Annotated in this window: 19 protein-coding genes; 13 read left to right on the forward strand and 6 right to left on the reverse strand. The window is 72.6% G+C overall.

The features are described from left to right. The first annotated feature begins 193 nt into the window (after positions 1 to 193). The 5 genes from CK206_RS14425 (at position 194) to ccsB (ending at position 6,392) form a co-directional block, all read left to right on the forward strand. The gene (locus tag CK206_RS14425; protein WP_096906799.1) at positions 194 to 1,858 is read left to right on the forward strand and encodes a hypothetical protein; all 1,665 of its coding nucleotides are present in this window, start codon (positions 194 to 196) and stop codon (positions 1,856 to 1,858) included. 219 nt (positions 1,859 to 2,077) lie between these two features. Next, positions 2,078 to 2,986 (forward strand): formate/nitrite transporter family protein, encoded by a 909-nt coding sequence (locus CK206_RS14430; RefSeq protein ID WP_254050601.1) that lies wholly within the window; start codon positions 2,078 to 2,080, stop codon positions 2,984 to 2,986. 78 nt (positions 2,987 to 3,064) lie between these two features. Further along, positions 3,065 to 3,514 carry a cyanase gene (cynS, locus tag CK206_RS14435; protein ID WP_096906800.1) on the forward strand — a complete coding sequence of 150 codons (450 nt, stop codon included), beginning with the start codon at positions 3,065 to 3,067 and terminating at the stop codon, positions 3,512 to 3,514. Positions 3,515 to 3,735: 221 nt separating this feature from the next. Then, positions 3,736 to 5,397: a cytochrome c biogenesis protein ResB gene (locus CK206_RS14440; protein WP_254050602.1), complete on the forward strand. Its 1,662-nt coding sequence runs from the start codon at positions 3,736 to 3,738 to the stop codon at positions 5,395 to 5,397. Next, positions 5,394 to 6,392 carry a c-type cytochrome biogenesis protein CcsB gene (gene ccsB, locus CK206_RS14445; protein ID WP_096906802.1) on the forward strand — a complete coding sequence of 333 codons (999 nt, stop codon included), beginning with the start codon at positions 5,394 to 5,396 and terminating at the stop codon, positions 6,390 to 6,392. Before CK206_RS14440 ends, ccsB begins: the two co-directional genes overlap by 4 nt. On the opposite strand, the gene CK206_RS14450 is transcribed toward ccsB, so the two are convergent. The 4 genes from CK206_RS14450 to CK206_RS14465 are packed head-to-tail and all read right to left on the reverse strand — an operon-like array spanning position 6,389 to position 11,280. After that, the gene (locus CK206_RS14450; RefSeq protein WP_096906803.1) at positions 6,389 to 7,060 is read right to left on the reverse strand and encodes an ABC transporter ATP-binding protein; all 672 of its coding nucleotides are present in this window, start codon (positions 7,058 to 7,060) and stop codon (positions 6,389 to 6,391) included. The genes ccsB and CK206_RS14450 overlap by 4 nt on opposite strands. Beyond that, complete coding sequence (locus CK206_RS14455; protein WP_096906804.1) at positions 7,057 to 8,643, reverse strand: ATP-binding cassette domain-containing protein; 1,587 nt, start codon at positions 8,641 to 8,643, stop codon at positions 7,057 to 7,059. Before CK206_RS14455 ends, CK206_RS14450 begins: the two co-directional genes overlap by 4 nt. After that, positions 8,636 to 9,631 (reverse strand): ABC transporter permease, encoded by a 996-nt coding sequence (locus tag CK206_RS14460; protein ID WP_254050603.1) that lies wholly within the window; start codon positions 9,629 to 9,631, stop codon positions 8,636 to 8,638. The genes CK206_RS14455 and CK206_RS14460 overlap by 8 nt, the downstream gene beginning before the upstream one ends. Then, complete coding sequence (locus tag CK206_RS14465) at positions 9,628 to 11,280, reverse strand: ABC transporter substrate-binding protein (protein WP_254050604.1); 1,653 nt, start codon at positions 11,278 to 11,280, stop codon at positions 9,628 to 9,630. The genes CK206_RS14460 and CK206_RS14465 overlap by 4 nt, the downstream gene beginning before the upstream one ends. Positions 11,281 to 11,389: 109 nt before the next feature. Between CK206_RS14465 and CK206_RS14470 the strand changes: the two genes are divergently transcribed. From CK206_RS14470 to CK206_RS14505, 8 genes are all read left to right on the forward strand, one after another. Next, positions 11,390 to 11,677, forward strand: a complete 288-nt coding sequence (locus CK206_RS14470; RefSeq protein WP_096906805.1) for a helix-turn-helix transcriptional regulator — start codon at positions 11,390 to 11,392, stop codon at positions 11,675 to 11,677. 47 nt (positions 11,678 to 11,724) lie between these two features. Beyond that, entirely contained in the window at positions 11,725 to 12,864 is a 1,140-nt protein-coding gene (locus CK206_RS14475) for an XdhC family protein (RefSeq protein WP_096906806.1), read from the forward strand. Positions 12,865 to 12,992: 128 nt separating this feature from the next. Next, positions 12,993 to 14,366: an aldolase gene (locus CK206_RS14480; RefSeq protein WP_096906807.1), complete on the forward strand. Its 1,374-nt coding sequence runs from the start codon at positions 12,993 to 12,995 to the stop codon at positions 14,364 to 14,366. Beyond that, a complete protein-coding gene (allB, locus tag CK206_RS14485) occupies positions 14,363 to 15,748 on the forward strand; it encodes an allantoinase AllB (RefSeq protein WP_096906808.1) in 1,386 nt (461 codons plus the stop codon). The genes CK206_RS14480 and allB overlap by 4 nt, the downstream gene beginning before the upstream one ends. Continuing rightward, complete coding sequence (gene alc / locus CK206_RS14490) at positions 15,745 to 16,800, forward strand: allantoicase (protein ID WP_096906809.1); 1,056 nt, start codon at positions 15,745 to 15,747, stop codon at positions 16,798 to 16,800. The genes allB and alc overlap by 4 nt, the downstream gene beginning before the upstream one ends. A gap of 154 nt (positions 16,801 to 16,954) precedes the next feature. Continuing rightward, positions 16,955 to 18,019, forward strand: coding sequence for an isopenicillin N synthase family oxygenase (locus tag CK206_RS14495; protein ID WP_096906810.1), 1,065 nt, complete (start codon positions 16,955 to 16,957; stop codon positions 18,017 to 18,019). Continuing rightward, complete coding sequence (locus tag CK206_RS14500) at positions 18,019 to 18,813, forward strand: alpha/beta fold hydrolase (RefSeq protein WP_061228881.1); 795 nt, start codon at positions 18,019 to 18,021, stop codon at positions 18,811 to 18,813. The genes CK206_RS14495 and CK206_RS14500 overlap by 1 nt, the downstream gene beginning before the upstream one ends. Positions 18,814 to 18,986: 173 nt before the next feature. Continuing rightward, positions 18,987 to 20,537 (forward strand): SidA/IucD/PvdA family monooxygenase, encoded by a 1,551-nt coding sequence (locus CK206_RS14505; RefSeq protein WP_096907485.1) that lies wholly within the window; start codon positions 18,987 to 18,989, stop codon positions 20,535 to 20,537. A gap of 11 nt (positions 20,538 to 20,548) precedes the next feature. Here CK206_RS14505 and CK206_RS14510 read toward each other — a convergent pair whose 3' ends face one another. Both CK206_RS14510 and CK206_RS14515 read right to left on the reverse strand, forming a co-directional pair. Beyond that, complete coding sequence (locus tag CK206_RS14510; RefSeq protein ID WP_254050605.1) at positions 20,549 to 22,183, reverse strand: HNH endonuclease signature motif containing protein; 1,635 nt, start codon at positions 22,181 to 22,183, stop codon at positions 20,549 to 20,551. A 439-nt stretch (positions 22,184 to 22,622) separates the two neighbouring features. Further along, positions 22,623 to 23,237, reverse strand: a complete 615-nt coding sequence (locus CK206_RS14515; protein ID WP_067713561.1) for a helix-turn-helix domain-containing protein — start codon at positions 23,235 to 23,237, stop codon at positions 22,623 to 22,625. Between the last annotated feature and the right edge of the window lie 313 nt (positions 23,238 to 23,550).

Here is a 23,550-nt window from a genome sequence, read left to right on the forward strand (position 1 = left end):
TGAAGCTTGCTTCGGTGCGTGTGAACGGTTCGTCGATGAAATTTCGTCGGCATCTAGGCTTCGCTTGTGGCAATTGCAGTCCGTCGGTGCCGGTTCTTTCGATACAGTTCGGCAATTGGGGGCGGTGTACTCGCTCTTCGCTGCGGAAGACCTACGGACACTGCTTGACGGTTTCGTCTCTCAAGCTCGGGCGATGTCGATGCTGTTCGCCGCCGCCGGAGGTTTGATCGAGGCGCAGGATGAGGCGTTGGCGGGGGCGTTGTCGAAGGCGGCTGACGAGCCGGCAGGGTTGCAGAGCCTCGGCTTGATACATGCAAGCGAATCGGACGTCTTCGCACTCCAGGACATGTGCGTCATGGGCGCCTACGGGCGAGTGGGGCCGGAGGATGTGTCGGATTCGCCGCTGGAGCGCATCGCGCAGTGTGCTGAAGGACTGCAACCGAGCCAGTTCAGTGACATCGACGAGCGAGCCACCAGAGTCTCGCAGGCACTGAACACCGCGGCGGAGCAGCTCAATAACGACCTCAACAACATCCTGGGCAGTGCGTGGCAGGGGGAGTTCGCGTCGAGTGCGCAGGAATCGGTGACGGGCCTGGTGAACTCGGCGTTCGCCCTGTCGGGGGAGTTGGAGCAGGTCGCAGCCAAGGCCAGGCGCGCGCACGACGGGTTCGTCACCACCCGCACCAACGTCGCCGAGCAGGCGGCGCAGGCGAAGATCGCGCAGCTCTCCGGCCGGGAACACGGCCCTGCGGGGCTGACTGCCGCTGCGGAGTCGCGAGCGCGATTGGCGGCGGCGGAGGAGCAGGCCAGGGCGATCGTCAACACCGAGTACAGCCCCGCAGTCATGGACGCCAATCTCGATGACCTCGACTTCACCGCCGCCTACCGGGTGGTGTCGACGTCGGCGCTGGGCGGACCGAACGGCATCGACATGGCGCGCGTCTGGAACACCGAGGGCATCCCGCGGCCCGCCCAGCCGACGGCGCCGAATGCTGCCGCGATCGCCGCCATCACGGGTGGCGCGAGCGGCGCGGGTGACGAGGCGCCGGTGTCCGCCGCGACCGCGGGCGGCGCAGTGCCGGGGATGACGACGACGAGCACGCCCACCGCAGCCACGGATGCCGCCACTGAACAGGCTCTCCTGGCTGCGCGGGCAGGCGCGGGTGACGGGGGAGCAGCGGCAGCGCCGTCAGCGGGACAGGCAGGGGCGGGTGGTGGGGTCAACGCCACGACGACCGCAGCGGGGGCGCCGTTCGCGCCGATACCGGGCGCACACGGTCAGCAGACCAGCGCTGGCGCCGGAGCCGGCGGCGCCGCCGGAATCCGCGGGATCCGCGGCGGAACCGTCGGCGACAGCAATCGCAACCGGGATCGCGGGTTCGGCTCGACCGCCGGGCTGGTCGGAGGTGGCGGGGCTGCGGCCGCAGGTGCAGGAGCCTCACGCATGGGCGGCGCCGGCACTCTGGCCGGATTCGGTGCCGGCGGCCCGGCCGTAGGAGCTCCCGGGGCCGGTTCGGCAGGCGCGGGTGCCGCGGGACCGGGTGCCGGGGCGTTCTCGTCGTCGTCACCAAGTGCGGCACACGCCGGGCGAGCGGGGGCGATGCCGATGGGGGGAGTGATGGGCGCGGCAGGGGCCGGGCAGAACAACGACCGCCGCGGCCACACCCCCGCGAGCTACCTGACCAACGCCACCAACACCACGGCGATCATCGGCGACCCCGTCAAGGTCGCGCCCGCTGTGCTCGGCCGCCGACCCGTGGAAGACCCCACCGCTGCCGGTCAGTCCGACCAGCCCGAGCCGTTCCGAGGCCGCGTGATCGGCCGCGACTACACCGGCGGGGGTGCGGACCGGCACTAAGCGACGCGAGCGGCAGTCGAGTATGCGACCAGAGCGCTGACCTGGGAACGCCGGTGCTGCCCGCCCGCGTGTCCGGCCGGGCGGCGCCGGCCTCACGGGAGATCCCCCGCGCGGTGAGCAAAGGGTAACCAGCCCGCACAGTGGGGTCACCAACCAGACACACAGACCTCCCAGACTTGGCGCGGTACGACCACCACCGCCGCACAGCTGGAGGAACCCGTGTCCTACGTTCAACCCCAGGACTTCACCCGCGCGATGATCGACGCCGGGGCGAAGAAGGTCCACATGTCCACCCGCGACACACTCATCCGCGGATTCATGGCCGGCGCGATCCTCGCGCTCGCGGCGGCCTTCGCCGTCACCGTCACCGTCCAGACCGGCAGTGCACTCCTCGGAGCAGTGCTGTTCCCGGTCGGCTTCATCCTCCTGTACCTGCTGGGCTTCGACCTGCTCACAGGCGTGTTCACCCTTGTGCCACTGGCCCTGCTCGACAAGCGCCGCGGCGTCACGGTCGGGGGCATGCTGCGCAACTGGGGTCTGGTCTTCGTCGGCAACTTCGCCGGCGCGCTGACCGTGGCGTTCCTCATCGCGTTCATCACCACCTACGGATTCAACGTCGCCCCGGACGAGGTGGGCCAGCGGCTCGGTGAGATCGGTGAATCCCGAACGCTGGGCTACGCCGAGCACGGTGCAGCCGGGATGCTGACACTGTTTTTCCGCGGCGTGCTGTGCAACTGGATGGTCTCCACCGGCGTGGTCGCCGCCATGATGTCCACCAGCGTCAGCGGCAAGGCACTGACCATGTGGATGCCCGTGATGCTGTTCTTCTACATGGGCTTCGAGCACTCCGTGGTCAACATGTTCCTGTTCCCGACCGGCCTGATGCTGGGCGGCGACTTCTCCCTCGGCGACTACCTCGTGTGGAACGAGATCCCGACCGTCGCCGGCAACCTCGTTGGCGGGCTGCTGTTCGTGGGACTGACCCTCTACGTCACCCACGCGCGCACCAAGGCCCGGCGATCGTCGTCCCCTGACACGGACACGGACACGGCAACGGTCGGCGCGCCGTCCGCCACCACCGAGCGCGCCACAACCGAGCGCGCGACCACCGAGCCCGCCGCGGTCTGACCCCGAGGGCACGCCAGCCCGCCAGCCCGCCCGCGAGCCCACCCGCCAGCCCACCCGCCCACCGAGAGGATCCGTTTGATGACCCCCATCATGTCCAGGCACGAGGCCGCGGCGCACGTGGACTCCGCCCGCATCCGCCAGGGCCGCACCTGGGCCGACCTGGCCGAGCATCTGGGAACCCCGCTGGTGTGGACCACCGCGGCGCTACTCGGCCAGCACCCGCTGTCGACCGAGCAGGCACGGTCGGTGTGCGACCTCCTCGGCCTCGACGACGCCGTGGCGGAGAGCCTCGCCCTGCAGCCGAGCCGCGGCACACCGGCGGAGGTGATGGCCGATCCGACGATCTATCGGTTGACCGAGGCGGTGTCGGTGTACGGGCCGGCGCTCAAGGCGCTGATCCACGAGGAGTTCGGAGACGGGATCATGAGCGCGATCAACTTCACGGTCGACATCAACCGTCGCCCTGACCCCGACGGCGACCGCGTCGTGATCACGCTGGACGGGAAGTTCCTCGGCTATCGGTGGTGACGGCCCCGAACGACCAGGAACCCCCCGACCGACCAGGAACCCCCGCGGCGGGGGAGGCTCCGGCAGCCGGCCGGAGACCCCCGCCACACCCGGCGCGACCTCCCCGCAGTTGGCCATACCCTGCCAGGATCCGCTCAGGTTCGCCCCACTAGCCTGGGTGCGACCGGCGCCGAGTCAGGCCCCGAGCCGCCTCGGCGCGCCGCGACCCGCAGATGGACCCCATGCCCAGAACCGCTGCCGTCACCGCGTTCCTCCGCAACGCGTGGCGCACCCTCACCGCCATGCGCACGGCGCTGATCCTGCTGTTCCTGTTGGCCGTCGCCGCCATCCCGGGCGCGCTCCTGCCACAGCGCAGCCTCAACGAGGGCAACGTCAACGAGTACATCGCCGAGAACGGGTGGCTGGGCGAGACCTACGACAAGCTCCAACTGTTCGACGTTTTCAGCAGCTGGTGGTTCACCGCCATCTACGTCCTGCTGTTCGTCTCGCTGGTCGGCTGCCTCACCCCGCGCTGCTTCGAGCTGGTCCGCCAGCTGCGCACGCCCCCGCCGCTGACCCCGCGCAACCTGTCCCGCCTGCCGCACCACGCCGCATACCGGACCACGGCCACGCCGGAGCAGGCCGCGGACCAGATCCGCCGCGAGCTCAAGGGCCGGGTCCGCCGCAACGACGGCGACGGCCGCGTCCCCGGCACCATCGAGCTGTCCACCGAGCGCGGTTACTCGCGCGAGGTCGGCAACATCGTCTTCCACTTCGGCCTGCTCGCGCTGCTCGTCATGTTCGCGGCCGGCAAGTTCGTCTACGCCGAGGGCATGCGCGTCATCGTCGCCAATGAGGAGTCGCCGGCGTTCTGCAACACCACGCCCAGCGCGTACGACTCGTTCCGCGCCGGCCTGCTGGTGGACGGCACGGACCTCGAGCAGTTCTGCATCAAGGTCGAGGACTTCCGCGCCGACTACCTGCCCAACGGCCAGGCCGAGATGTTCACCTCCAACGTGCGGTACACGGAGGAGGTCACCACGACCGACCCCGACACGTGGGAGCCGTTCGAGATGCGGGTCAACCACCCGCTGCGCATCGGTTCCACCCGCGTCTACCTGCAGGGTCACGGTTTCGCGCCGACGTTCACGGTGACGTTCCCGAACGGCGAGACCCGCACGGACACCCAGCACTGGTCGCCGACCGAGCTGCAGACGTTCCTGTCCTCGGGCATCATGCGCTTCGACCCGCCAGCCGGCATGTACCCCGACCTGGTCGAGCGGCGCACGCAGCAGATCGCCATCCAGGGCCTGTTCGCGCCGACCGCCCAGTTCGACGGCACCCTGCTGAGCTCGCGTTTCCCGCGCATGGACGACCCGGCGGTGGCGATCGACGTCTACCGCGGCGACGCCGGCCTGGACACGGGCCGCCCGCAGTCGATCTTCTCGCTCGAGCCGGACCTCATCGAGACCGGCGCCCTCAACCGTGAGGCGCGCGTCAACCTCAGGCCCGGCGAATCCACGACCCTCCCCGACGGCACCGAGGTCCGCTTCGACGGCGCCGAGGAGTTCGTCAACATCCAGGTCTCCTCCGACCCCACGCAGATCTGGGTGGGGGTGTCGGCCGCCGTGATGATGGCGGGGTTGGTGCTCAGCCTGATGGTGCGGCGCCGGAGGATCTGGGCGCGGGTGAGTGTCGACGACGACGAGGTCACCCGTGTCGATCTGGGTGGCCTGGCCAAGACGGACCGATCGGGCTGGGGAAGCGAGTTCGACGAGCTCCGGGACCGGCTGGTCTCGGCGGCGGCTGTCACACCCGTGTTGCCGGGTGAGGCCGACACGGGCCACACTTCAACTAGTCGCGGTACCGCCGCCGACGCTGCGCGGAAGGACGACACCCGGTGATCACTTCGACCCTCGCACAGGGCCTGCCCATCGACGAGACGCTGGCCACCTACTCGGACCTGGCGTTCCGGACGGCCTTCGGGATCTATGCACTGGCGCTGATCGCGTCGCTGATCTACTACGCGGGTTTCCGCGTGGCCAAGGTCTCGGAGAAGGAGCTGGTCACGGCCGGTGGGACCGGGCTGACCGAGTCGCGGTCCCTCACCGACACCGGCGACGAGGAGCGGGCCTCGGCCGGCAACGTGCGCTGGGCGCGGATCGCGCAGCTGTTCGTGGTGCTCGGGTTCGTGTTCCACGCCGCGTCCCTCGTCCTGCGGGGGCTGTCCACGGAGCGCTTCCCGTGGGGCAACATGTACGAGTTCATCCTGGGCTCAACTCTGTTGGCGGTAGCGGCGGGGCTGATCTGGCTGCGCAAGCCCGCACTGCAGGTGGTGTGGCCGTATCTGCTGGTGCCGATCCTGGTGCTGCTGTTCTTCGGCGGGACCCACCTGTACTCGGATGCCGCCCCGGTGGTGCCGGCGCTGCGCTCGTACTGGCTGCCGATCCACGTGTCGATCATCGCGCTGGGCTCGGGCATCCTGCTCATCCCCGGTGTCGTGTCGATCATGTACCTCATCCGCGTGTGGCAGCCGCAGGGGCAGGAGGCTGGCTGGGGCGCCCGCCTGGCCCGTCCACTGCCGGCCGCCGAGACCCTCGACCGCCTCGCGTACCGCACCACGGTCATCGGCTTTCCGGTGTTCGGCGTGGGCATCCTGCTCGGCGCCGTGTGGGCGGAGAGCGCGTGGGGCCGCTTCTGGGGCTGGGACCCCAAGGAGACGGTGTCGTTCATCTCGTGGGTGCTCTACGCGGGCTACCTGCACGCCCGTGCGACCAGCGGCTGGGGCCCCAAGAAGGCGGCGTGGATCAACATCGCCGGCTTCGCTGTGCTGGTGTTCAACCTGTTCTTCATCAACATCGTGGTCTCGGGCCTGCACTCCTACGCCGGGCTGAATTAGCTCCCGGCGGCGTCGCCCATCGTGTGGACGACGTCGGCCCAGTCGGCTGCGAGCCGCTGATCATGGGTGATCGCGAGAACCCCGAGCCCCCCGTCTGCGCGAGCCCGCAGGACGCCCGCGATCGCGTTCGCGCTCTCGGGGTCCAGATGCGCGGTGGGCTCGTCGGTGAGCAGGTAGCGCGGCCGCTGGGCCAGCGCCCGGGCGAGGCAGGAGCGCTGGAGCTGTCCGCCGGAGACCTGTCCGGGCCGACGGTCGAGTAGGCCGGGATCCACACCGACCTCGAGGGCGAGCGCGCCCACGTCCACCGGTATCCCGCGCAGCCGTCCGGGAAGCGCGATGATCTGCCGGAGCGTCATCCGGGGGTCCGCCGACGCCATCGGGTCCTGATTCAGCAGCGCCGTGTGCCCGGGCAGTCGGCCGCGCCGGCGCCGCACCGCCCGCACACCCGGGCCGTTGGTCGGCGTCCCGGGCTCGTCGGTCACCGTCACCGCCCCGGCTGTGGGCGTCAGCAACCCGGCGAGCAGATGCGCGAGGGTGGTCTTTCCACTTCCGGAGGGACCCACGAGCGCGGTGATCCGGCCCCCGCGCACGGTCAGATCGGTCGGGGGCAACGTGAATCCGTCGGCCCCGGCGTGCCGGAAGGCGACCCCGCGTGCCGACAGCGTCATGGCGACACCAGCTCCGCGATCGGCCGCAGCCTACCGCCACGCATCTCGAGGACCTCGTCGGCGACGCCACTCTCCGCGAGCGCGGCGTGGTCGTGGGTCACGAGCAGCACTGCGAGCCCGGTGTCGTCGGCCAGTCGGCGGAGCGTCGTCAGGACGGCCCGGGCCAGGTCGGCATCCAGGCCGGTGGTGGGTTCGTCGGCGAGCAGGACGGTGGGGTTCGTGCTCAGCGCGGCCGCGATCGCCATCCGGCGCAGCTGCCCGCCCGAGAGCTGGTGCGGGTACCGGTCAGCCAGGGCGGGGTCGACCCTCGCGAGCCGGCAGAGGACGTCGACGTCACGGGTGCAGTGGTCACCGCGGTCACCGCGGCCACGGCGCCCGACGGCGAGTCCCTCCTCGAGCTGCCCTCGCAGGTGCCGGGTCGGGGTGAACGCGGCCGCGGCGGACTGGGGGACGTGTCCGGTCGACCCGCCGGGGCCCACGTCCACGCGGCCTGCGGTGATCGCGCCCGCCGGGGTCAGCCCGGCGCAGGCGTCGAGCAGACTGGACTTGCCGGCGCCCGACGGCCCGATGATCGCCACGACCCGGCCCGTCTCGATCCGCAGGGATGCCCCGTCGACCGCCCGCACCGAGCCCGGATCCCGGTGCGCCACCACGAGATCGTCCACCGTCAGGCTCGCCCGGCTGGCGCCCACCTCGTCGTCGTCGCGGTGGTGGTCGCCGGGGTTGTGGTCACCTACGGGGACCCCGCGTCGCACCGCCCCGCGTCGTGCCGCCCTGCGCCCCGGCGTCCCGGGCCCCAGCAGCGCCACCGCCACGGTCACCGCGATGAGCGCGGCGGTGGGGAAGGCCAGCGGCCACCACCGGCCGAGCAGGAGGCCGGGCTGGGACAGCGCGACGAGTGTGCCGAGGCTCGGCCGTTCGGGCGGCATGCCGATGCCGAGGAACGACAGGGTCGACTCGTGCCACACGGCGTGCGGGACCATGAGCACCGTCGCGAGGCCGGCCTGCCCGACCACGGCCGGCAGGACGTGCCACCGCGCGAGCTGCAGCGGGGACGCCCCGGCGACGCGGGACGCGGCGACGTACCGCGACGCCATGATCGTCTGCGCCTCGGCCCGCACCACCCGCGCGACCGCAGGCCAGTGGGTCAGCGCCAGGGCCACCACGATGGCGGCGAGCGACCCCCGGAACAGGGCCACCACCACCACCGTGGCGAGCAGGTGCGGCACGGCGGCGACGGCGTCGGTGCACCGCATGAGTGCCGCGTCGACCCGGCCACCGCACGCCGCCGCTCCGGCGCCCACCGCCACGCCGAGCACCCCGGCGAGCACCGCAGCGCCCGCGGCGACCGCCAGGGACACCCGCAGCGCCTGCGCCACCCGCACGGACAGGTCGTGCCCGAGCCCGTCGGTGCCCATCGGGTGCGCCCACGTCGGCGGCAGGTCGGCCGACAGGTACCCCGACGACACCATGCCCGCGGGCGCGATCACGGGCCACACCAGGGCGAACGCCACCACGGCCACGAGCATCACCCCGCCCGCCGCCCGCAGGCCAGCCACCCGCCCCACCGCCCGATCACGCATCGATCCGCACCCTCGGGTCGGCGACGAGCAGCAGGCAGTCGGCGAGCCACGTGCCGACCAGGACGGTGAGCGACGCGGCGACCGTCACCGCGGCGAGCAGCGCGAAGTCGGCCCCGAGCGCGGCGTCGACGGTTGCGGCCGCCACCCCGGGCCACGCGAAGACGGTCTCCACGACCAGCGATCCGACCATTACCTCGGGCACCCGCGAGCCGAGCAGCGCGACGAGCGGAGCCCACGCGACGGGCGCGACGTGCCTGGTCAGAACGGTCCATTCGCCCAGTCCGCGGGCCCGCGCCTCGGCGACGGCCGGCGAGGCCCCGGCGTCGAGCACCGCCCGCCGGAACGCGAGCAACATCCACGGCACCTGCCCGGCGGCCAGCACGAGCGCGGGCAGCATGCCGTACCGCACCACGCCGCCCACCGTGGCCGCCTGCCCGGGCGGGGCCGCGCCGGAGACGGGCAGCCACCCCAACGCCACCGAGAACACCGCCACCGAGCCCAGGGCCAGCGCGAACGTCGGGATCGAACTCAGCGTGACCGCCGCCCCGGCGAGCGCCCGGTCGACCGCGCCGTGGGGGCGCGCCGCCGCGATGAGGCCGGAGAGGACGACGACGACGAGGGCGATCCCCAGCCCCACCGCCGACAGTCCCACGGTCCACGGAAGCCGCTCGGTGAGCACGTCGAGCACCGGTTGGCGGAAGGTGGGGGAGTAGCCGATATCGCCGGTCGCCAGTCCCGCGATCCACTGTGTCCAGGCCTGCCACCAGGGCCGATCGGTGCCGAGGGCGGTGGCGGAGGCCGAGCGTTCGGCGGCGGTCAGGCGTTCGTAGCCGTCGCCGAGGTGGGCGGCCAGCGGGTCGAGCGGTGAGGCGTCGGCCATGATGAACGCCGCCAGCGTCACGGCGAGCACGACGATCGGCGCGGCGAGCGCCCGGCGGACCGTGACGCGTGCGAGTTCGGCTCGTCGTTCACGCAGTCGCCGGATCACGGGCGGGCCGTCCAGTGCGCGACCGCCCACCACGGTCCCCAGGTCGCGCCGTGGGAGTGCGGTTCGAGGATCGGGGCGGGCCCGGTGTGGCCGGTGTCGCGGACGAGATAGGTGTGGTCGAGAGTCACGAGGAACAGGTGCCCGGGGTTCTGGAGGTACGCCCGCTGGGCCCGCCGGTAGAGGCGGGTCCGTTCGGCCGGGTCGGCGGCGCGGCGGGCGGCGTCGAGGGCGCGGTCGACGTCCGCGTTGCCGTAGCCACCGGGGTTGTCCAGCGGCCCGGACAGCGGGGTCCGCGAATGCAGGGTGCGGTAGGCCTGGGTGTCGACGGTGTACGGGTTGTCGCCGCCGCCGAGCAGGACCGCCACCTCGCCGGCGCGGGCCTCGATCTCGTCCCACGTCCCGCCCCACAGTTCCACGGCCACGCCCACCTCGCGCAGTTGGTCGGCCACCGCCGAGGCGAGTTCGCGGCGCAGCGAGTCGGCGACGGGATAGGCCAGCACGAACTCTGCCCTGTCGGCGGAGCCTCCGCGGACCAGCACCCCGTCAGGCCCCGGCCGCCACCCGGCCTCGGCGAGCCGGCCCCGCGCGACGGCCCGGCGCGCGGCCGGGTCCGCGTCGGGCTGCACGCCGGCTACGCCCACCGGTTCGAACTCCGGGTAGGCGTCGGTGATCGGGGAGGTGGCGGGCCGGCCGTGCCCGGCGAGGACGTGCTCGACCAGCGACTCGCGGTCCACGGCCAGCGTCAGCGCGCGCCGGACCGCGGGGTCGCCGGTGAAGGGGTGCGCGGTGGGCAGGGCCACGGCCCGCCAGTCCGCGGTGTTGACCGACACCAGCTCCAGCCCGTCGCGGTCGGCCAGCCCGGCAGCCAGGGCGGGCGGCAGGACGGTGCCGTCGACCTCGCCGGTGACGATCATCTGGGCGCGGGCGTTCTCATCGGGCACCGACCGCAGGACAAGGGTGTCGACATCGGGGGCGCCGTCGCGGTGGTCGGGATCGCCCACCAGCACGGCCTCGCCGGGGGAGAGGCGCTCCAGCCGGTAGGGGCCGGTGCCGACGGGTGCGGTGTTGAGCGTCGATTCCGCGGCCGGCCCCGGCGCGAGCAGCTCGGACGGGGCGATGCCCAGCAGAAGTCGCGCGGGCATCCCCGGGTCCGCCGCGTCGAGCCCGAACTCCACGGTGAGCGGGTCCGGCGTCCCGATCCGGGCGATCGACGTGTAGTCCGACGCGATCGGCGAGCCCGACACCGGATCGGCCACCGCCCGGTAGGTGGCCGCGACGTCCCCCGAATCCAGCGCGGTGCCGTCGTGGAACCGCACGCCCTCGCGCAGCCGAACGGTCCACGTGAGCCCGTCGTCGCTGACCACCGGGTCGGCCGCGGCGAGCGCGGGCACGAGGTCGGGTAGCGACTCGTCGTCCGTGGCCGACGGGCGCAGCAGCCCCTCGTACAGCGGCGAGACTCCGGTGGAGCCGTAGCCGGAGACCGGGTTGAACTCGTCCAACGGTGTGGAGTCGGCCAGCACGACTCGGCTGCCGGTCCCGCCGCTGTGACCACCCTCCCCGCCGTCACCAGCGGCGGACGGCATCGCGCATCCCGACGCTGCCAGGGCCACTGCGAGGCCCACACCGGTGACGGCGTAGAACGGTCTCAAGGCGTCTCCTACCCACGGGAGATACGTGTCCGGTCGGACACCTAGTGCGCTCGAGCGTAGAGGCGGAATGTGTCGCGGCTGTTACGGAGGAACCGATGGACGTGAACCGATGGACGTGAACGACTGGGCCGCGCGCTTCGACCTGCTCGCCGACCCCACCCGCCTCGGTCTCTTGGCGCACATGCACCACGCCGGGCCGGGTGTCGCGACGGTCTCCGACCTGGCGGAATCCGTGGGCATCACCCGCAACGCGGCGTCCCAGGCGCTGCGGATCCTGCGCGACGAGGGCTGGGTCAGCGCGACCCGCGACGACGCCGACGGCCGCATCGTGCGCTACACGCTCGTCGACGACACCGTGCACCGGATCCTGCACCTCATGGGCGCGCGCCACGACTGAAGCCCGGCGGTAACACCTCGGCAATGTGACCTCGCCATCCTGAGCGCATGGACATCCCCGTCGCCGAGACCCTGGCCCGCTGGCGCGCTGCCGGCGTCGCGTCTGCGCTGGCCCGGGTCGTCGCGACGGGCGGGTCGGCGCCGCTGGCCCCGGGCACCGCGATGGCGGTCTCCGCGACCGGCGAGGTGGTCGGTGGCGTCTCCGGCGGCTGCGTGGACGCGGCGGTGTACACGCTGTGCGAGCAGGTCATCGTCGACGGCGGCCCCGCCCTCGCGCGCTTCGGCCCCGACGGCGACGAACTCCCCGACCGACTCCTCGACGTGGGCCCGACCTGCGGCGGATCGCTCGAGGTGTTCGTCGAACCCCTCGCCCCCGCGCCACCGCCGGGCCTCGCGCACCCCGTTGACCGACTGCTCGCCGCCGCGCGCGAGGGCCACGCCGTGGTCGCGGCCACCGTCCTTGACGGCCCGTGCGCCGGGCAGTGGATGGTGGCGGGGGGAGACGGCGGCACAGGGGTCGACGACGACGAGGCCCCGCCCTGGGCCGGCGGGCCGGTGGCCGCGGCGATCGCCGAGGGGCGCGGAACCGGCGTCGTCTTCGCCGCCCCTGCCGCCGACCCTGCCGCCGACAGCGCTGCAGACGGCGCCGCCCTGCCGGCCCGCGTCTTCCTGCACCGGCTCGACCCGCCGCGGTTGCTGGTGTTCGGCGCGACCGCGTTCGCCGAGGCCCTCGTACCGATGGGTGCGCAGCTCGGGTACCGGGTGACGGTGTGCGATGCCCGACCGGTGTTCGCGGCCGCCGAGCGCTTCCCGGCGGCCGCCGAGGTGGTGCGGCGGTGGCCGCACCAGTACCTCGCCGGGACCCGCGTCGACGCCTCCACCGCGATCTGCGTCCTCACCCACGATCCCAGGTTCGACATCCCGCTGCTGGTCGAGGCGCTGCGGACCCGCGCCGGGTACATCGGCGCGATGGGCAGCCGACGCACCCACACCCAGCGGATGACGGATCTGCGCGCGGAGGGGGTCCCCGAGGCGGGGCTGCAGCGCGTGCACTCGCCGATCGGGCTGGACCTGGGCGCGCGAACTGCCGCGGAGACCGCGCTGTCGATCGCGGCCGAGCTCGTCGCCCATCGCCGGGGCGGGACCGGGGCACCGCTGGTGGGGATGGATGCCGCGATCCACCGGTGAGCGCCGTCGGGCGCATCCATTCGCGGCGTAACACGGGGGACACGCGTGGGTGACCATGGCGGAACCGTGCGTCGATAGACAGGTGTAGCGGGCGGGTCGCGCCCACCCCCTCGTTCCCAGGAGTACGCGTGAACCCACTCCCCACACCGGACCCGGTCGTCGGCCCGGACACGGACGTCGTCCTCGCCGGCGTCGACGCCCGCCTCGCGGCCCACGACGCCGAGCAAGCCGAGCTGTTCCCCGGGCCGCCCACCGGTCGCCAACCCGTCCACACCCTGTACCTGCCCGCGGATCGCGTGCACGCCGGGATTGTCAGCGAAGTGGGCGCGGTCGCTCTCGCCGCGTTCGACGAACACCTGCCGGACCCCGCTGCCCTGCAGAGGGTGTTCAGGGCAGCCCAGGTCAGCGGTGATTCCGGCGGCGGCGATCTGGTGGCCCCGGCGGACGCCCCCGCGATTCACGCGTTGGTCCGGGCAAAGCTCGAGGTCGAGCCGGTCGAGGACCTGCGCATCGACTTCGAGGACGGCTTCACCCAGCGGGATGTGCCCCCCGGGAGGCGGGACCGCGACGAGGACGGGCACGTGGACCGGGTGCTGGCCGAGGTGATCACCCGCTGGTCAGGGCGGTCGTCGTCGCCGCCGTTCTGGGGCGTGCGGTTCGGGTCCCTCGACCCGGCCACCCGCCGCCGGGGTGTCCTCACGTTCACCCGCGTGGTCGCCGGGCTGGCCGCCGCACCGGATCGCGACGCGCTGTTGGCGGGGTTCCGGCCCACCCTGCCCAAGGTGACGTCCGTCGACCAGGTGCGCGCGATGGTCGGGATCTGCCGCGACCTCGAAGCGGCGTGCAGCCTGCCGGAGCGCGCCTTGCGGTTCGAGATCCAGATCGAGACCCCGCAGTCGATCTGCGCCCCCGACGGTTCGGCACTGGTCGCCCGGCTGATCCACGCCGCCGACGGGCGCTGCATCGGTGTGCACTACGGCACCTACGACTACTCGGCCGCCTGCGGGATCGCCGCCGAGTACCAGGCCATGGACCACCCGGCCGCCGACCACGCCAAAGCCGTCATGCAGGTCGCGGCCGCCGGCACCGGGGTGGCGCTGTCCGACGGCTCCACCAACCGGCTGCCCGTCGGCGACGCGGAGGCGGTGCGCGCGGGGTGGCGTCTGCACGCGCGGCTGATCGACCGGTCACTGCGCCGCGGCTTCTATCAGGGCTGGGACCTGCATCCCGCGCAGCTGGTGTCCCGGTACGTGGCCACCTACGCCTTCTACCGGCGTTCGGTGCCGGCCGCGTGCGCGAGGATCGCCGCCTACCTCGGCACGGGCCCGGACGCCGGATACCTCGACGAACCCGCCACCGCCCGCGCCCTGGCCGACTTCTGCGTCCGCGCACTGGACTGCGGGGCCGTCACCGCGGACGAGATCACCACCCGCGCCGGCGTCGATCGCGCCGACCTGGCCGCGCTGACACGCCCGGGAACCGACCATGAGGAGAGCAGATGACCCACCCCGACCTGGTGATCCGGGCCCACCGGGCGATCGTCGAAGGTGCCGAGCGGGAGGCCCTCGTCGTCGTCGCCGACGGCACCATCACCACCGTCGACGTGGCCCCGGGCGCACTCGACCGGGCACCCACCGGCGCCCACACGGTGACCCTGGCCCGCGACGTGGTCCTGCTGCCCGGCCTGGTCGACACCCACGTGCACGTCAACGAACCCGGACGCACCGACTGGGAGGGCTTCGCCAGCGCCACCCGCGCCGCGGCCCGCGGCGGCGTGACGACCCTGATCGACATGCCCCTCAACTCCAGCCCCGTCACCACCGGCCCCGCCGCGCTCGACGCCAAACTCGGCAGCACGGTGGGCAAACTGCACGTCGACACCGGCTTCTGGGGCGGCGCGGTGCCGGAGAACCTCGGCCGGCTGCGTGAACTGTGGGACCGCGGCGTGTTCGGGTTCAAGTGCTTCCTGCTGCACTCCGGGATCGACGAGTTCCCGCCGCTGGACCCGGCGCAGATGCTCGCGGCCATGGCGGAGATCGCGTCGTTCGACGGCCTGTTGATCGTCCACGCCGAGGACGCCGGGACCATCGACGCGCAGCCCGCGCCGTCCGGGCCGGCATACGCCGGGTTCCTCGACTCGCGGCCCGTGACGGCGGAGGTCCGCGCGGTGGCGCAGGTGATCGACGGCGTCCGGCGCACCGGGTGCCGCGCGCACATCCTGCACCTGTCCGCCGCCGACGCACTGCCGCTGATCCGCGCCGCCAAGGCCGAGGGGTTGCCGATCACCGTGGAGACGTGCCCGCACTACCTGTCGCTCTTCGCCGAGGAGATCCAACCCGGTGCCACCCACTACAAGTGTTGCCCGCCGATCCGGGAGGCCGGCAACCGCGAGGGACTGTGGGAGGGGCTGCGCGACGGGACCATCGATCTGGTGGTCTCCGACCACTCCCCGTGCGTGCCCGAGCTCAAGCGGTTCGACACCGGCGACTTCGGTGAGGCGTGGGGCGGGATCGCCTCCGTCCAACTGGGCCTGCCGATAATGTGGTCCGAGGCCCGGCGCCGGGGGATGGGGCTGCCCGACGTGGTGCGGTGGATGGCCTCCGGGCCCGCCGCGTTCGTCGGCCTTCCCGACCGGGGGGCTATCCGTCCCGGCGCCCGCGCGGACCTGGTGGTCCTGGCCCCCGACGACGCCTTCGTGGTCCTGCCCGAGCGGCTGGAGCACAAGAACCCCGTGACCGCCTACGCCGAACGGGCCCTGGCCGGCGTCGTGCGCGAGGTCTACCTCGCCGGCCACCGCGTGGACCTGGACCGCCCGGCTGCGGGCCACCCGGTGCTCCGCCCCATCCCTTCCCTGGCCTCGTCCAGAATGGAGACCCCCGCATGACCGCGACCCCGTCCACCACGCCTGACTTCCTCACACTGCCGGATCTGGCCTCCCGCACCCTCGCGGGCGCGGTCGTCCACGCCGACGACGAGTTCTTCGCCGAGAAGGAGAATCTGCTCCTGCCCGGCGAGCCGGTCTTCGACCCGACCCTGTTCGGGCACAAGGGCAAGGTCTACGACGGTTGGGAGAGCCGCCGCCGTCGAACGCCGGGCGAGGACGCGGCGATCATCCGGCTCGGGGTGCCGGGCGTGGTCCGCGGCGTCGTGGTGGACACCGCCTTCTTCCGCGGCAACTACCCGCCGCAGGTCGCCCTCGACGGTGCGTGGGTCGAGGGCTACCCGGACGCCGAGCAGCTCGCCGCGGCATCGTGGCGGCCGCTGGTCCCGCCGTCCCCCGCGCAGGGCGACACCCGCAACGCCTACGCGGTGGCCGACGAGACGCCCGTGACCCACGTGCGGCTGCGGATGATCCCCGACGGGGGCATCGCCAGGCTGCGGGTGCACGGCGAACCCGCGCCGGACCCCCGGTTCCTGGCGGGCACAGTCGACCTGGCGGCGGCGGAGAACGGCGGGCGGATCGTCGACTGCTCCGACCTGTTCTACTCGTCACCGGCCAACATCATCGCCCCCGGCCGCTCCCGCCACATGGGCGAGGGTTGGGAGAACGCCCGCCGCCGCGACGACGGCAACGACCACGTCACCATCGCCCTGGCCGGCCCGGGCACGGTCGATCACGTGGAGATCGACACCTCCTATTACGTCGGCAACGCCCCCGGATCGGCGTCCCTGCACGGCATCCGCAGGGCCGAGGACCTCGACCGCCCCGAGACCTGGGTCGAGTTGGTGCCCCGCACCCCGCTGCAGCCCGATTGCCGCCACCGGTTCCTCGTCGGGGCCCCCGCCGGCCCCGGCACTCCCGGCACAGACCCCGACCCCGTCCGGTTCGTCCGCATCGACGTCTTCCCCGACGGCGGCATCGCGCGACTCCGGGTGCACGGGCGGCTCACGGCGGACGCGCTCGAGGCGATGGCCGCCCGGCTCCCGCGGAGCTGACCGTTAATGCGGTGGTCACACGCGGGTGACGGCGACGGAACCCGCCCTCGGTAGACATGGTCGTGCACCGGCCCCCACCCCGCGTGGTGGGCGCCGTGGCCCGGCACTCCGGCCCCCGTCACCTCGGCCGGCCACTCCGCCACAGGAGAAGCTCATGACCACTGATCACCCCGGTTTCCACGTCCCCACGGTGGACCTGTCTCCCTACGTCGTCGGCGGGTCCTCCGACGACCGCGCGCGGGTCGCCCGCGAGATCGACGAGGCCTGCTCGACCGTCGGGTTCATGCAGATCGTCGGCCACGGTGTGGCCCCCGCGGTGATCGACGGTCTGGCGGGCGCGATCGATGACTTCTTCGCCCTGCCCCTCGAGGCCAAGAAGGCCTACCGCGTGGACGGTGCGAACCGCGGGTACAGCCCGCCCAGGAGCGAGTCGCTCAGTCTGAGCCTCGGGGTGGAGTCCGCCGGACGGATGAACGACTTCTTCGAGGCGTTCAACGTCGGGGTCGAGGCACGCTCGTTCGTCGGCCTGGACCTGTCGGAGGACGACTACGGGATCAACGTGTGGCCCGATCTCCCCGGTGGCCGGCGGCCCGGTTTCCGCGAGCGGGTCGATGCCTACTTCGCCGAGGCCTCCCGTGTCGCGCGCACGCTCACCCGCGTCTTCGCCGACGCCCTCGGCCAGCCCGCGGGGTATTTCGAGCAGCTCACCGACCACTCGATCGACGTTCTCCGCATGGTCAACTACGCCCTCGACGAGGGGCCCGTCTCGCTCGACGGCGAACTCAAGGGAATGGGCGAGCACACCGACTTCGGTCTGGTCACGGTCCTGTGGGCCGACCGGGTTGCCGGTCTCCAGGTCCTCGGCACCGACGGAGGCTGGCACGACGTCCAGCCCGTGGAGGACGGCCTGCTGGTCAACCTCGGCGACCTCACCGCGCGGCTGACCAACGACCGGTGGATGTCGACCCTGCACCGCGTGGCGCCACCGATCGTCGACGGCCGCATCGTCCGCCGCCGCTCTGCCGCGTTCTTTCACGACGGCAACGTCGACGCCGTGGTGGCCACCCTGCCCGAGTTCGTGGGCACCGACGGCGACGCCTACGAGCCCGTCACCGTCCGCGAACACATCGCAGCCAAGCTCGCCGGGTCCCGGCACGGCAAGGCCAATACCGCGGCGGTTCGCGAGGCGGCCCGGGTCCTGGCGGCGTCGGCCCGGTAATGGAGGTCGACACCGTGACGGACGTGGTGTTGGTCCACGGCGCGTGGGCCGGCGGCTGGGTGTGGGACACCGTCACCGGTCCGCTCCGTGCGGCCGGCCTCCGCCCCCATGTGGTCGACCTACCGGGCGTTGGCGGCGACGACGACGAGGTGGTCGACCTCGACACCCTGGCCGACCATGTCTCGGCACTCGTGCGGCTTCTCGAACGACCCGCCGTTCTCGTGGGGCACTCCGGCGGCGGGGTCGTGGTGACCCGGGTCGCCGAACTGATTCCGGACCGGGTCGCCGGGGTCGCCTTCGTCGCCGGGATGATGCTGCCTTCGGGGGTGGACTTCGCGCAGCTCTGCGCCGGGATCGGCCTGCCCACGGATGTGGGGATCTCCCGGTGGCTCGAGTCGAGCGCCGATGGTCGCGAGACCTCGGTCCCGCCCGAGGCCGCGGCGGCGGTGTTCTTCCACGATGCCCTGGAGGGGGAGGCGATCGCTGCCGCGCGACGGTTGCGTCCGCAGCGGGAGAGCGCCCGGCTGATCTCCGCCGCCTGGACCCCTGCGCGCTTCGGCGCCCTGCCGCGGTTGTACGTCGAAGCCACCGGGGATCGCACCGTGCCGATCATCGCGCAGCGACGCATGCAGCAGCTCACCCCTGGTGCCCGGGTGGTCACGCTCCACACGGGCCACGTCCCGCAGCTGTCCGCACCAGGCCCACTGTGCGCGGCGCTGGCGAGCTTCACGCGGGACGTCGCCGCCGGCGACGCGGATCGGCCGGCGCGCCACATCGCCCTCACGTCGGCGTAACACGGCGGAAAAGCGCTGATGTCAGACTCGGAGGCGACACCGCGGCGGTGCGGTCGGCCCAGCCGACCCGGCCGCCGGGCGACCGACGCCCCGGCGGCCGAGTCATCAGTCAGGCAGCGGCGCGGTGTCCGCCCGGGCACAGGACCCGGGTCCCGATGCCGCAGGAGACGTCCATGACCTCCGTGATGCCCGACGCGCCCACGCTGCCCACTCCGGGCGACACCAGCCCGGCCACCGCGGGCCGCAGCCCCCGTCGTCTCGCAGACGCCGACGCCAGGCTGGCCGCGCTGACCGCGCGCGTCCGCGAGGACATCGCCACCACGAGCCATGCTCGCGACTGGATCCCGCGCGAACCCGGATGCGCGCAACTCGATGTGCTCGTCATCGGAGGCGGTCAGGCCGGACTCGGCGCCGCCTTCGCCCTCGGACGTCAACGGATCGACCGGGTCCTGGTGGTGGATGACGGGCCCGCCGACCGGGTGGGTTGCTGGGACCGCTACGCACGCATGCACACCCTGCGCAGCCCCAAACACATGCGCGGCATCGAGTTCGACGTCCCGTCGCTGCACGTGCGCCGCTGGTTCGAGGCGGTCTACGGCGAGCAGGCGTGGCAGGAGATCGACCTCGTTCCGCGCCTGGACTGGAACGACTACCTGCGCTGGTATCGCGAGGCAGCGGGGATCGAGGTCCGCCACGAGACGCAGGTGACCGCCGTGCACCGCCCCGCCACGGCGGATGGCCCGTTCGTCGTGGAGGTGGCCGCCGCCGGCGGTGCCACCCAGACCGTGACCGCCCGGCGGATCGTGTTCGCCCTCGGCCTCAGCGGCGGCGGCGGACAGCGGGTGCCGGAGATGGTCCGTGCGCTGCCGCGCGAGCGCTGGTTCCACACCGAGGACCCGATCGACTTCGAGGCCCTGCGCGGCCGGCGGGTCGCCGTCCTGGGCGGCGGAGCCTCCGGGTTCGACAACGCCGCCACCGCGCTCGACCACGGCGCCGCGCGAGCGGAGGTGTTCATGCGGCGGGACACCGTCCCGGACTCCAACCCGCTGCGGTGGATGGAGTTCCCCGGCATGCAGGAACGCTTCTACGACCTCGACGATCGCGCGAAGTGGGACTTCACCCTGTTCAGCGGGGGCTTGCCGCAGCCGCCGACCCAGCACACGGTGTGGCGGTGCTTCGCCCATCCCGACTTCGCACTGCGCACAGGCTGTGCCTGGGACTCGGTCGCGGTGGTCGACGACGGCGCGGGCGGGACCGAGCTCGCCATCGTCACCCCCGCCGGCCGGTTCCACGCCGATGTGGTGATCGCCGCGACCGGGTACGAGGTCGACCTGCGACTGCGCCCGGAGCTCGCGGAGTTCGTCGACGACATCGCCCTGTGGGCCGACGTGCACGACTTCGCCGCCGGCCACCCGGCAGGACGCAACCCCTACCTCGGACCGGGTTTCGAGTTCACCGAACGCCGACCGGGCTCCGCGCCCTGGGTGACCAGGCTGCACCACTTCTCGACCGGCGCGCGCACGTCCATGGGCGTCACCGGAAACCAGCTGTCCGGCATCTACGGAGGTGTTGGTCGCATCGCGGGGGCGGTCACCACCGCGATCACTCGCGAGAACTGGGACCGCCTCGCGGACGACTTCGCGGGCTTCGAGTTTCGCGAGGTCCGGTCGATCGGCCCGCACCGCCCCGACGACGGCTGGTACCCGACGAGACCCCGCTACTGACGGCCCCGCCATCAGAACGGCGGCTCATCATCGAACGCCGAGGACCGCGGCTGGTCCTGCTGGGGCCGGTCATCCTGCGGGGGAGCCGAGCGCGGCGGGCGCCCTGACCGGGGTTCCTGTTGACGATGGTGCGCCTGGGCCCGCAGTCTGCTGCGCTCCGCCGCGCGGCGGTGACGCAGGTGGGGGCGCCTCCTCGACGCCGGTGAGCCGCTGCCGGTCCTGCCGGCTTCGGCCGCGTCCTGCTGCCGTCGGCTGGACTCCGGATGCCGCGGCGGGGCGAGCGCGGCCAGCGGTCCACCGGGGGCCGTCGTGATGCGCGTTCCCGGATCCGCCTCCGGGTGATTGGGGCCGTGGAGCCAGACGTAGGTTCCGTCGATGTCCCGGTAGTAAGCCCAGATTCCCTCGGTCTTGAGTCGGTGGTGGAAGCGGCAGAGGGAGCCGAGATCATCGGACGTGGTGTGCCCGCCGCACTCCGGGTTGTCATGGTCGAACGGGATGATGTGGTCGAGGTCGGTCTTCTCGGCCGGCGTCTGGCACCCGGGGAAGACACAGGTGCCGTCGCGGCCCTTGCAGAAGCGTGCCAACGCCTCGGAGGGCGTGTACCGCCGGGCCGCGTAGCAGTCGGGGTCCGCGAGATCTGCCAGTGAGTCGATCCGGCGACGAGCGCTGCGCTCCAGCTGGTCGGCGGTGTGACCGGTGATCGGCCCGTAGCCGGCCAGCGTGAGGCCACGGTTGTCCGGACTGCCGTCGTCGTAGGCGTAGATGGTCACCCGCCGAGCGGCCGCCTGTCCGTCCGGGTCACCGGGGTGTTCGCCGTCGACGTCGGGCAGGCAGGCCCACCCGCGACTCAGCGCCAGTAGGCCCGCGGCACGCAACTCACCGAGAGAACGCGGGTCGTCCTCGGAGGCGGTGCGCGCGAGGGCCTCGATACGGTCGGCGATCTCCACGGCGGTCTCCGCGGTGAGGTGCGCTGTGATGAGGGCCCTGTCGTCGGCCAGCGGCACCATCTCGACGTCCTGGTCCCGCCGCGCCTCCCTCGCCCTGGCGTCGGCCCCGACCGGGTCGCACGCCGAGACGGTCTTGGTGAGCATCTTTCGTAGCGGGCCGAGTCTCGGCGGGTGTGTGCGGCGCCTGGTGGGAGCCAGTGCCTCACTGATCCGCCTGTCGAGTTCGGGCATGAGCTCATCGGAGACCATCGCGGTCTCCTCGGCGATCGTGTGGGCGGCGAGGATGCCGATCCATCCGGTCGCGAGCAGGGCCGCGGTACGGGGGAGCCGCTCGGTCAACTCGACCGCGGTGGTGACCAGACGCGAGGCGCCGTGCCGGGACAACGCCATCGAGGCGCTGACGATCGAGGCGGCGGTCTCCCACGGGTCCCGGTGGCGGTCGCGCTGCCCCGCGACCCGGACGCAATCGTAGGCGAAGGCGACGGTGCGTCCCTCGGCCGCGTTGATCAGGCGTTGGGCGAGATATCCGCGCTGTTGATGTGGATCCCACCGGGCGTAGGCCTCCGGGACGATCACGTCGACGGCGGGACCGGTCGCTGTGGTGAACCCCTTAGGCGGCACGAACGGGTCGGGGGCATCGGGGACGATCGCCGCATGGGAGGCGGAATCATGGGCGTCGGACTTGGAGGTGCTCGTCATGGTTCGACCGTATGTTCTAGGTCTGACATCGTGGGCAGGGAGACTGGATCGAACACGCGAGCGAGTGTCATCTCATTACGGGGAGATGCCCGGCCTCGTCGTCGTCGCTGATCACCGCGGCGCCCGCTGACCTGGGGTGCCCTGCGCACCCTCCGCAGGGCACCGCAGGTAGAGGGCATGCGTGGTGCGGGCGGTCTCGGGGGGGTCCGGGTCCGGGTCCGGCTTCTGGTTCGGTGAAGGGTGTGGCGCCGTGGGCGGTGCACGGTCTTGGGTGCTCTGACCTGGGGTGCCCTGCTCGGCCCCCGCAGGGCGCCCCAGGTCGGCGCGCGAGGGAGGGCGCCGGGGCGGGGATGTCCCAGGGCAGTGAGGTGGGTGGTCGTGGTGGTCGTACTGGTCAGGCGCAGGTCGGGCGGCCCGGTCGCGGTCAACCCGGTCGCGGTCAACCCGGTCGGGCGACGATGAGGCACGCCTCGCCGCCGTCGGGGACGTACCACCGGTGGGGGAGGGTGCCGTTGTACCTCGCGACGTCGCCCGCCTCGAGTCGGGTGAGCGAATCGCCGACCTCGAGCAGGACGGTGCCCCGGGTGATGTAGAGCCATTCCTGGCCGGGGTGTTCGAAGAACCGGCCCGGGACGTGGTTGGTCTCCACGAACTCGAGGAACTGCGTGCCCCCCGGGCCTCCGGGCAGGAGTCGGGTGTGACCGCCGACCGTGCCCTCCGCACGGGTCAGGGTGGCGCCCTCGGTGGAGCGCTGGACGTCGACCCGGTCGGAATGGGCCGGGTCCCGGCCGGAGTCTCCGGGTCCGCCGGTGTCGGAGGCCCCGCCGGCGGTGACCGCGTCGAGGAGGTGGGCCTGGGTGGTGCCGAGGGCGTGGGCGAGACCCTCGAGCGTGGACATGCTGGGCGCCGCCTTACCGCGCTCGATCTGACTGAGGAAGGGCTGCGAGATCCCGGCCTGGTCGGCCACCTCGACGAGCGTCAGTCCGAGTTGGCGGCGGTGGTGCCGGATGCGCGCGCCGAGACGGTCCAGCGAGTCGCCTCGTGCGGTGGTCATGGGGCCTCCCTTGCGGTCGGGTCGGGGCGGGTCGGGGCGGGTTGGGGCGGGTCGGGGTCTGGCGGGGCGGGATCTGGTGGGACGCGGTCTGCCGGGGTCGGTAGTTCGTGCAGGTAGTCGCGTTGGCGCGGAATCGGCGGACACCGGAACCGCGCCGGAACAGCGGGGTAATGCCGCCGAAACACGGGGCCACCACACTCATCATTATTGATCCGATCAATACCCGGGGTCACTATCCCGCTCCGGGGTCGGATGCACAAGTGCCGCACCCGATCAGAAAGCCCGGGCTGCCGAGAGGGGCCGAGTCGGAGGG

It is taken from the genome of Dietzia sp. WMMA184 (assembly GCF_002441635.1).
GTDB lineage: Bacteria > Actinomycetota > Actinomycetes > Mycobacteriales > Mycobacteriaceae > Dietzia > Dietzia kunjamensis.